The organism is Lentilactobacillus kisonensis DSM 19906 = JCM 15041 (assembly GCF_001434135.1).
Taxonomy (GTDB): domain Bacteria; phylum Bacillota; class Bacilli; order Lactobacillales; family Lactobacillaceae; genus Lentilactobacillus; species Lentilactobacillus kisonensis.
The window spans coordinates 1-9,688 of record NZ_AZEB01000046.1 but is presented as its reverse complement, the minus strand read 5'-3'; the positions used below and the strand labels follow the sequence as shown (position 1 = coordinate 9,688).

Genomic DNA, 9,688 nt, shown 5'->3' with positions numbered 1-9,688 from the left:
TAGTGTTGCACTTGATTTGACAATTGAGGCACAGAAAAAAGTTGGCAATAACGTCAACTTTTTTATTTTTTCCCTTGACCTGGAGTTTACTCCAGCATCTATGATAGCCTCAATCACTTAGAAAGAAGGTTTTATTATGATTAATCGATTAGCAAATGGAGAAGAAACACTACAAAAAGTCGACGGGGCTGCCGCAGCCAACGTCATGGAATCCCTCAAGGACATTGCCCCGGATATTGGCAAGTATATTTTGGAATTTGCGTTTAGTGATATTTACAACCGGCCTGGATTGGACTTAAAGCAACGGGAGATGGTAACCATTACCTCTCTGCTCACCCAGGGCGACACCGCTGGCCAATTGAAGGTGCACATTAACGGTTCCCTCAACGTTGGCCTCACCCAAACCGAAATCGTCGAAACGTTCATTCACTGCATCCCATATGTTGGCTTTCCCAAAGTCCTCAATGCCATCATGGTTGCTAAAGAGGTGTTCGCCGACCATGAAGAAAAGGCCAATGTTAACGCCTGATAACGCAATTGAAAAAGCCGGCAACTTGATCAGCCATTCAAAACGAATTGTTGCTTTTACCGGCGCGGGAATTTCAACGGATTCAGGAATTCCAGACCTTTCCGGAATTGACCGAATCCTTAAAGACGACCCCTACTTTACCGGTGACGTTTTTAATTTACTTAGCAGCAGCTTCGCAACCCACCATCCTGAAGAATTTTACCGCCTTTACCGAAAGACATTTTTTCAACCAAATGCCCAACCAAATGAAGCCCACCATTTCTTAGCATCCCTTGAACAAACCGGGAAATTAGTAGGGATTGCCACTATGAATATCGACTGGCTGCACCAACTAGCCGGCAGTCAAACTGTATTTGAATATTGGGGTGATATGCACAAAAATCACTGTGTATACTGTCAGCGATCATTTGATTGGCAGATTATTAAAGAAATGGTCCTCCCAAAATGCCCATCTTGCGGCCACGTCATTATTCCAGACTTTGTTATGCGGAATCTGGCAACTTACCAGGATGCAGTGGCTGCCGGGCAAGCTCTAATTGCTCAAGCTGACCTGTTACTCATTGTTGGGACAAAGAGAAGCCCTAACCAGTTTCCACAAAAGACTCCTAAAATTATCATTAACGAGTATCCCGTACTTTCAGGAGGAAACAACTTTCTGGAAGTTAACGGCCGGGCAAGTGTCGTCTTTTCTAAAATCAATCAGTATCTTCGAACCATCTAGCTCCTTTAGAACAACAAACCTTTTCCCAAACAAGCCAGCGGCAATTTAGTCGCTGGCTTTCTTTTCGTATCAATCATTGATTAGTCGCCCCAAGAGCGCAATAATAGAACCATTCAATTTAGGACAGCTGTGTCAAGCCGAAACCTGCGTATAAGCACCTTGGTCAAAAATTCCAGAACCGGGAATTTCTGCCCAAGGAGACTTATATTCCAATTTTTAACCGCCTGACTAAGCTCAATTTACTTAAGGAGAGAAGGACTATGCCCAAAAGCCGATTATCAATCCCAATGGAATTTGTTTCAGCCGTTATCTTAATTATTTGTTATTTATGTACGGATCTCGTTTTAAAGGGAACCACTCCCTTTGTTCATGCTAGTTTCAGATTGTTATTTGCCTTAATTATTTCCGGAATTATTTATTACATCTTAAGAACAGCTAAAGTTCGCGCTGACCCCATTAAATATTCAAGGGCAGCAAAAATCTGGGGGATTATCTTCCTAGTCGTTTTCTTAATCCTATTTCTACTGTTAGATCCAATTCCACGACAGGTTTTGGCAGTCTTTCATTCGCATACGTTTATTGCAGATACCATGATGGCCTTGTCAGCGGGTTTTGCTGAAGAATTCCTGTTTCGTGGATTATTGCTATCGACGTTTATGCGCGTTTTCAGAAATAACGCCCTAAAATATACCTTTAGTGCTTGTGCTTCTGCCTTATGCTTTGGATCAATGCACCTCGCTAATCTGGTCAATGGTCAGTTATTAATACCCACTATCCAACAAGCCATCTATGCTTTTGTTCTTGGAGTGATGCTGGCAAGCATCCGCATTACTACCAACACGATGACGTGGACGGTTCTTGCTCATTTTCTTTTAGATTGGCAAGCCGGCCTCTCGGTTAATACCCACATGGATGGTACAACTCCGTGGCTTCTTTTTTTCATTGTTTGGGGAATCATACTCATCATTACGGTCATCTTCTTAATCACGTATGACCATAGTGCCGACCGAACGCGATCACTTAACTTCAACGGCACTCACTTTTAATAATCGTCGCGTACTAATTAGGCTTTACGAACTCATTTTTCCATGAATTCGTAAAGCCTATTTTTTGAAATTGTAATTTGTGGAAAATAACATAAAAATCAACCGTATTTATAATAACAGGGGATGATGCAGCAATTTTCATATTTCTTCAACGGTCCAATTCACTAATGATTTCATCTATTACAGAGCAAAGCATCCAACGCGACACGTGTTATCGTACGTGTTATAATAAAATTGTACTTAGGAGGTAAGGTGTTATAGACTCCCGAGAAGTTATTAGACTACTTAGAAACAATGGTTGGCACAAAGTAAGAATTCACGGTGACCACTGGCAATTTCGTAATGATAATAAACCTGGTATTGTCACCGTTCCTCACCCCCAAAAAGATATTCCCAAAGGGACGTTTAACAGTATTTTGAAACAGGCGGGCCTTAAATAGGTGTCATTTGATTATGAGATTGGAGGCTGATTTAATGAACTACCTATATTTTGCATTATTTACTCAAAACTCAGACGGTCAATTTGAAGTTACCTTCCCCGATTTCGATCCATATGTCGCAACCTTTGGCGATAATATTGCTGATGCCCTCCATATGGCACATGATGCATTGGAAGGTTATTTGCTCACTGCGGAGGATGGCCATGATGAATTGCCGAAGCCGTCCGATCCAAAGGCAATTGCTCACGGTGAGGATCAGTTACTCATCCCCATCGAAGTTGACACAAAAATTGCTAGAGAACGTGAGGAGAACATGAGCATCAAAAAGACCCTCACTATTCCCAAGTACCTTAACGATTTAGGAAATCAAAGCCACATTAATTTTTCGGCTACCCTCACCGATGCGCTGAAGAAAAAGTTTGGTGTATCATGAAGCCCATTCACGAAGGAGGAAGTATCATGACTCAAACCGATGATCTAATCAAAAAGTTTACCAAGGAACGCCCTGGTCTAGACAAAAAGATTGCCCATTACGATGAGCAATTTGACTATGCAATCGCCATAATCAAACTGCGTAAAAAACTTAACCTTACTCAACAACAGTTAGCAGACAAAATCGGAGTTTCTCAACCGATGATTGCCCGCTGGGAATCCGGTAGCGGCAATATTACCATGAAGAACATGGAAAGGATTGCCCAGGCAACAAGTAAAAAATTGATTATTGCCTTCGCTTAATCCTAGCTCCAAAATTCTAGCCTTTTTTTGATATCTAGCATGTCGGATGGTTCTGCTATATTTAGATACAAGATACAAAATTCCTACAATTAGTTTGACAGGCAAGACCCACAATACAATTGGGCCTTGCTTCTTTAATATTGTCTATTAGATCCCGCGAGATCATTTTAACGTGAACTTGTCGGACTTATTTTTTGAAAACACAAAAATCACGTAAAAATAGAAAACATTACCAATCAAAAACGATTGACAATCCACACAATGACATAAACTTTTTCAAAGTCATTTGAATTCTCAATTGTTTTACTAATATGATAGGTATATGATGAAATCGATTTAAAGAATTTCATCGTAGAAGGCGATTAATATGATCAAAAACACCCGGCAGCCAAAACTTAAAAAGAGCCTCATGTTCCCACTACTAGTTCCAAGTAAGGCTAGTCCGAAAATGCACTTTAGCAACGCCAATCCAATTGGATACCTTATTAACGTCACCATCGGTCTGATAATCGTTATGGGTGTGGTTTCTATTTTATGGAAAGTGTTCTTTTAACCGACTGCAATTCTTTCCTAATTTAGATACAAAATTCCAACAATTAGTTTAACAGGCAAGACCCATAGTACAATTGGGCCTTGCTTTTTTAATATTGTCTATTAAATATTGATTGCGATCGCATCAATCCTTGTAGTATGGGAAACATTCTTTTCAAAATAATAGTCGAAATCAGTAACTACCCATTTTACACACGACATATAGTGAGATTTCGTAAAATAGGTCGTATCTGAAATCCAAACCACTTGTTTTCGTTAGTAAAATTATTCGTTTCTGTGTTCATTCTTGTCTCTTTGGCTTACGCACACGCATAATCTTAAATCCTTCATTTCACTATTTTTTAATCTAGCGCACCTAACCAAATTTAATAATGGCATAATTCTCATATCAGCAGACAAGCTAATTCGATTTCTCCGCTGAATCTGGTTCCTTCAGGAGGAATGTCAAACCACCAATCACTGTCAAAACAACACTCACAGCTGCCAAAATTGAAGCTGGCTGATCACTGCCAATTAATCGGCTGAGCCCCGATAATGTATAGGGCGTGATAAACACCCCAATATTAATGCCGACAATCAAAATAGATGAAGCGAGCGTTTCGTTTCCTTTACCCGCGATCTCAGCTGATCCTGCAAATAAATAGGGACCGACAAGTGAGGTGCTTAACCCTGCTATAACGGTCAACGTATAGGTTAGCCCCAGCGATTGTGAACGGGACAAAGCAAATAACGCGATTGCGGCGATTATTAATCCCAGCGGTAAAATAAACCGATGAATCAATTTGAATACCTGACCATAAAGCATCCCACCAATCATGGTCGCCACTCCTAAAATCGCCAGAGCAATACTGCCATCCGCGATTTTGCCGTATCCGGCTGCCAAGATTAACCCAGAAATCTTTACAACGACGGTTTGCGCAATCATCATGCTAAAAAGAACCAACAGCGCATAAATCATCAGGCGGCCTTTGAGTAACTGACCTAAGCTAATTGCTGGTTGGGAAGTCTGCTGCTGATCTGAATTTTCATTTGCCGGGCGGTCATTTGGTACCCCCCACCAGAACAGCAGAAAAACTGGAATTGCGATCAGATAATACAAATAAACCTCACGCCAGCCAAGACCGATCAAAAATGACGAAACCAGAAACATTAAAATATTGCCTAACGAATTAACCGATCCTTGATAGCCCATCATCGTTTGGCGCTGGGTGCCTTCATAATAGGTGCTAATCAGACTATACGCCATCGCATTAAACAGGCCAACGCCAGCCCCCAAAAGGAACCGGGAAGCCAAAATCAACCAAAATGAGTTAACAAAAGTGGGAATCAGACCGGCAATTAAGACGATCAAAACACCAAGCAACACGGTGGCCTTGTTTCCTAGTCTTTTAGCAATTGGATTACTTAAAACAACAAAGATCAAAATACTTAAACTAGGAATCGTGGTCAAACTCTCAATTTGACTTAATGGCACCGTCGGAAACTTGGCAGTCATCAACGGAATGGTGCCAGCAACTGCATTGGCACTGGTTAATAAAACAGAGATTGATAACAGAGCAGTCGCAAGCCGCCATCTTGATCTTTTTTTCATGATATATCCCCCCTGAACGCTTTTTACCGGCCCCAGATGACTTGCCAATAATGGCGATTAGCCAGTGCAACTAGTCGATCCACTAGGCCGAGTGATAATTTACCATCAGACTGTTGGGCCAATCGAATCAGTGGCGTATCCATAATAATGGCATCCATGAACTTTGCTTCAGGACTGTCGGGATCGGTAATCCCCTTAGACTGATTATTTTTCAATACCGTTGCGATTTTACGAATGATGGCCGAGTGGGCACTCAATTCTCTTGGTGTACTTAATCGTGTGTATTGGCCTGGACGACTTGTTATTGGCGGTTGAACCCTTAACCCGCTCATTGCTGTGAAATCACTCAGGCTCGGCTTACCAACTGGCGTGATATACCAAGTAGGCACTGACGTTGTTGCCAGCGCCTGGCCAACAACGTTAACCGGTGCAGACAGTGATTCTCGACTGGAACCAATCATCACAACGACCGCCTTATCAACTGCCGGCAGCTGCCACTCCTGCTGCTGATCATCCCACTCACTAAACGCACGGGCAGTCAGTTCAACGGTGACCGTCTTGGTTTCACCTGCCCTTAAAAAGACTTTCTGGAAGCCTTTCAATTCCTTCAAGGGTTTTAATGCCCGATTGGGTGAATTGCCGATATAGACTTCCACGACCTCGGCTCCGTCACGGTCACCGGTGTTTTCCAGTGTCACCTTCGCTTCAATTGACTGACCTGCTTGAATTTGATGTTGATCCAAAGCTAAACCGCTGAGTTTAAACGTCGTGTAACTCAATCCAAATCCAAACGGAAACGCCACTGGTTGATTGGCCTTCTCATAATACCGATAACCAACGTAAACACTTTCAGCATAGGCAACTGAACGCGGATTTTTGTCATAACTATCAGCAGACGGAACATCTTGGTATGAAATTGGATAGCTTTCAGCCAATTTCCCGGATGGGTTTACTTTGCCGACTAAAAGATTAGCAGCGGCATCCCCAACAAATTGACCACCTAAATACAGATTAATGAGTCCCTTAACCCGCGATTGCCACGGCAATTCAACCGGCGCACCAGCGACTAGTAGTACGATCAAATTTGAATTAACAGCGGCCAGCTGATCGATGAGTGCATTCTGGTTAGCGGGTAATGCCATCGTTGGCCGATCAAAGCCCTCAGATTCAGCGCTTTCTGGCAATCCAGCAACAACCACCACCGTTTGAGCATTTTTAGCCGCTTTAACGGCAGCGCCAGCTAACTGGTCAGCCTCTTTATTTGAAAATGCATAGCCCTGTTGATAATCGTAAACAATACCAGCGTGGCTCAATCCCTGTAAAATTGACGTTTGGGCTGGTGGATTGATGTGGGAAGATCCAGCCCCTTGATAACGGGTTTCAGTCGCCATCTGACCAACCACCAGCACTTTTTGCGCCAATTGAATTGGTAAAATATGATCATCATTTTTCAGGAGCACCGCGGCATTTTCTTCAATTCTCTGAGCCAATTTACCGTTCTGCTCCAGCAACGTCTGCCGATCGCCGTTAAACTTAGGGCGTGATTTTTCAGCAACCCGGAGAACATTCTCGGCTGCTCGATAAAGTGCCGCTGGCTTTAGCTGCCCATCTTTTAAGGCAGTCAAAGCCTGCTGATCAAACATATTATGGCTGGATGGCATCTCCAAATCACCACCAGCATTTAAGCTCGCCACTTTATTGTTTAACGCACCCCAATCAGTGACCACGGTTCCCTTAAAGCCCCATTGACGCCGTAACATATCTGTTAGTAGATAGGCGTTATCGCTGGAATAGGTGCCGTTAACTTTATTGTAGGAACACATAACGCCTTCTGGTTGGGCGGTTTGCACGGCAATTCGAAATGCTTCTAAGTACACTTCATGCAGCGCCGTGGGGTCAATCAAGGAATCCGATAACAAGCGGTCGTTCTCCTGATTGTTCCCGGCAAAATGCTTCAAGCAAGCGGCAGCTCCCTCTGATTGCAACCCTCTGATCCAACCAGCACCAATCATGCCAGCTAAATACGGATCTTCACTAAAATATTCAAAATTTCGGCCACATAATGGGTTCCGTTTGATATTAATTCCTGGCCCCAAAACCATATCAACATTTAAGCTGCGGGCTTCCAATCCAATTGCCCGTCCCATTTCAACCACTAGGTCAGGGTCCCATGTACAAGCAACCGCGCTGGCCGTAGGGAAACACGTACTGATCACACTGTCGTTAATACCCAGTGCATCCCCTTCGCCGGCCTGATACCGCAATCCATTAGGCCCATCGCTCATTCGAAAACTAGGGATTTGATATTCCGGTATCGCAACTGATTGCCAAAAATTTGTCCCAGAGGTTAATTTAACTTGGTCTTCAGGGGATAATTGCTTTAATTGATCTTCCAACGATTGCATAATCAGCGCTCCCTTCTAATGCATCAAACAGTTCTAATAGCGGTGAAATATTTAGTCCGTAACAGTTTCTAAGCGCTTTCAACTATCTGAATTTGTTTATATCCTATCACGTAAAATTGTCCCATGCTAGCCATTGCATGGGGTATCACAACCATTTCCTTTCCAAAATAAAAAAGCCTACCATTACCGGCAAGCTTTCGGTTAGCTTAGTTAATTTTCTTGATTAAATCCCAAATACGGATCGTCCGGTACCCGAACCAAATCGTCGGCAACCAATCGTTCCGCAATCTGAACCGCATTCCAGGCAGCGCCTTTCAGCAAGTTGTCAGAGACAACCCACATGTTAAAGGCCCCTTCGTTTTCAAAGTCTGGCCGTACCCGGCCAACAAACGTATCTCGTTTGCCTTCAGCAGTAATTGATTGTGGGTAGATTTGGTGGGCCGTATCATCTTGTAAGACAACGCCTTCCGCCTCAGCCAGTGCGTCCTTAATCTGCTTCGTTGATGCTGATTTATCAGCGACTTCAAAGTAAACCGTCTCGCCGTGGGCAATTCGAACCGGCACCCGCACACAAGTTGCGGTTACCTTAATGTCCTTGGCATCCATATCATCTAACATGATCTTCTTTGTTTCGTGGATCATCTTCCACTCTTCATGTGTGTAATAGCCGTCTTGTTCAAAGACGTCAATTTGGGGCAGTAAGTTAAAGGCTTGTTGATAATGCTTCTTGTCACCCTTCGTTGGTAAAATCTTAGGGTTGGTTGGTTCACCGTTTAACACTTGCTGGGACTCTTCCATCAACTCGTTAAGCGCAGACTGGCCGGCACCAGAAACCGCCTGGTAAGTCGAAACGATTACTTGCTTTAATCCAAATTTCTTATAGATCGGTTCCAAGCAGACCACCATTTGAATTGTTGAACAATTGGGGTTGGCAATGATGCCACGATGATTATAAAGCGCTTTTTCGTTAACTTCTGGAATCACCAACGGAACTTCTTTTTCCATCCGAAAAGCACTCGTATTGTCAACACAGACAGCCCCACGTTTAACTGCTTCTGGCAGAAACTTTTTAGAAGTTGAGCCGCCAGCAGACGATAAGACTAAATCAATCCCATTAAATGAATCCGGAGTGGTTTCTTCAACGGTGACATCTTGACCCTTGAATTGTAATACCTTGCCTGCTGAACGCGCCGATGCCAGCAACTTGACGCTCTTAACCGGAATCGTCGATTGTTCCAACTGCTGAATCATCCGTGTACCAACAGCACCCGTGGCACCTAAAATTGCAACGTTAAACTCTTTCATCCTCAAAACTCCTTTTCTCTAGTGAGCGGAGTCAGGCGCTTAGAAACCGGAGCATAAGTCTCCTTTGAGAGAAATTCCCGGTTTTGGAATTTGTCTCAAAGGTGCTTATGCTCCGGTTTCTGCCTGACGCAGCTGTCCTAATAACAGTGAGCGGAACAAAGCGCTTAGAAAGCGGAACATAAGTCTCCTCTAACAGAAATTCCTGGGCTTAGCATTTTTGTTAGAGGTGCTTATGTGGCGCTTTCTGCTTTGCGTAGCTATCCTAATACAGTGAGCGGAGCAAAGCGGTTAGAAAGCGGAGTGTAAGTCTCCTCTACCAGAAATCCCTGGTTTTGGGATTTTTGGTAGAGGTGCTTACGCGCAG

Annotated in this window: 10 protein-coding genes; 7 read left to right on the top strand and 3 right to left on the bottom strand. The window is 43.4% G+C overall.

Features of this window, described 5'->3' with window-relative positions:
* Positions 1–136 precede the first annotated feature (136 nt).
* The 7 genes from FC98_RS13060 (at position 137) to FC98_RS13035 (ending at position 4,024) form a co-directional block, all read left to right on the top strand.
* Positions 137–529, top strand: a complete 393-nt coding sequence (locus tag FC98_RS13060) for a carboxymuconolactone decarboxylase family protein (protein ID WP_008857511.1) — start codon at positions 137–139, stop codon at positions 527–529.
* The gene (locus FC98_RS13055) at positions 501–1,250 is read left to right on the top strand and encodes an SIR2 family NAD-dependent protein deacylase (RefSeq protein WP_162254968.1); all 750 of its coding nucleotides are present in this window, start codon (positions 501–503) and stop codon (positions 1,248–1,250) included. Before FC98_RS13060 ends, FC98_RS13055 begins: the two co-directional genes overlap by 29 nt.
* Before the next feature lie 260 nt (positions 1,251–1,510).
* A complete protein-coding gene (locus tag FC98_RS13050) occupies positions 1,511–2,296 on the top strand; it encodes a CPBP family intramembrane glutamic endopeptidase (protein WP_040471734.1) in 786 nt (261 codons plus the stop codon).
* Positions 2,297–2,553: 257 nt separating this feature from the next.
* A complete protein-coding gene (locus tag FC98_RS14480) occupies positions 2,554–2,736 on the top strand; it encodes a type II toxin-antitoxin system HicA family toxin (protein ID WP_081467831.1) in 183 nt (60 codons plus the stop codon).
* 34 nt (positions 2,737–2,770) lie between these two features.
* Positions 2,771–3,169, top strand: coding sequence for a type II toxin-antitoxin system HicB family antitoxin (locus FC98_RS13045; RefSeq protein ID WP_040471733.1), 399 nt, complete (start codon positions 2,771–2,773; stop codon positions 3,167–3,169).
* A 26-nt stretch (positions 3,170–3,195) separates the two neighbouring features.
* A complete protein-coding gene (locus FC98_RS13040) occupies positions 3,196–3,471 on the top strand; it encodes a helix-turn-helix domain-containing protein (protein ID WP_040471732.1) in 276 nt (91 codons plus the stop codon).
* Between the two features lie 367 nt (positions 3,472–3,838).
* Positions 3,839–4,024 (top strand): hypothetical protein, encoded by a 186-nt coding sequence (locus FC98_RS13035; protein WP_054656068.1) that lies wholly within the window; start codon positions 3,839–3,841, stop codon positions 4,022–4,024.
* A 399-nt stretch (positions 4,025–4,423) separates the two neighbouring features.
* On the opposite strand, the gene FC98_RS13030 is transcribed toward FC98_RS13035, so the two are convergent.
* From FC98_RS13030 to FC98_RS13020, 3 genes are all read right to left on the bottom strand, one after another.
* Entirely contained in the window at positions 4,424–5,614 is a 1,191-nt protein-coding gene (locus FC98_RS13030) for an MFS transporter (RefSeq protein WP_056949701.1), read from the bottom strand.
* Positions 5,615–5,637: 23 nt separating this feature from the next.
* Positions 5,638–8,019 (bottom strand): glycoside hydrolase family 3 C-terminal domain-containing protein, encoded by a 2,382-nt coding sequence (locus FC98_RS13025; protein ID WP_056949699.1) that lies wholly within the window; start codon positions 8,017–8,019, stop codon positions 5,638–5,640.
* Positions 8,020–8,229: 210 nt separating this feature from the next.
* Positions 8,230–9,324 (bottom strand): aspartate-semialdehyde dehydrogenase, encoded by a 1,095-nt coding sequence (locus FC98_RS13020; RefSeq protein WP_054656066.1) that lies wholly within the window; start codon positions 9,322–9,324, stop codon positions 8,230–8,232.
* Positions 9,325–9,688: the final 364 nt, after the last annotated feature.

Coding starts and splice junctions, on each gene's coding strand:
- FC98_RS13060 (WP_008857511.1), top strand. CDS start 137: ATGATTAATCGATTAGCAAATGGAGAAGAAACACTACAAAAAGTCGAC.
- FC98_RS13055 (WP_162254968.1), top strand. CDS start 501: ATGAAGAAAAGGCCAATGTTAACGCCTGATAACGCAATTGAAAAAGCC.
- FC98_RS13050 (WP_040471734.1), top strand. CDS start 1,511: ATGCCCAAAAGCCGATTATCAATCCCAATGGAATTTGTTTCAGCCGTT.
- FC98_RS13045 (WP_040471733.1), top strand. CDS start 2,771: ATGAACTACCTATATTTTGCATTATTTACTCAAAACTCAGACGGTCAA.
- FC98_RS13040 (WP_040471732.1), top strand. CDS start 3,196: ATGACTCAAACCGATGATCTAATCAAAAAGTTTACCAAGGAACGCCCT.
- FC98_RS13035 (WP_054656068.1), top strand. CDS start 3,839: ATGATCAAAAACACCCGGCAGCCAAAACTTAAAAAGAGCCTCATGTTC.
- FC98_RS13030 (WP_056949701.1), bottom strand. CDS start 5,614: ATGAAAAAAAGATCAAGATGGCGGCTTGCGACTGCTCTGTTATCAATC.
- FC98_RS13025 (WP_056949699.1), bottom strand. CDS start 8,019: ATGCAATCGTTGGAAGATCAATTAAAGCAATTATCCCCTGAAGACCAA.
- FC98_RS13020 (WP_054656066.1), bottom strand. CDS start 9,324: ATGAAAGAGTTTAACGTTGCAATTTTAGGTGCCACGGGTGCTGTTGGT.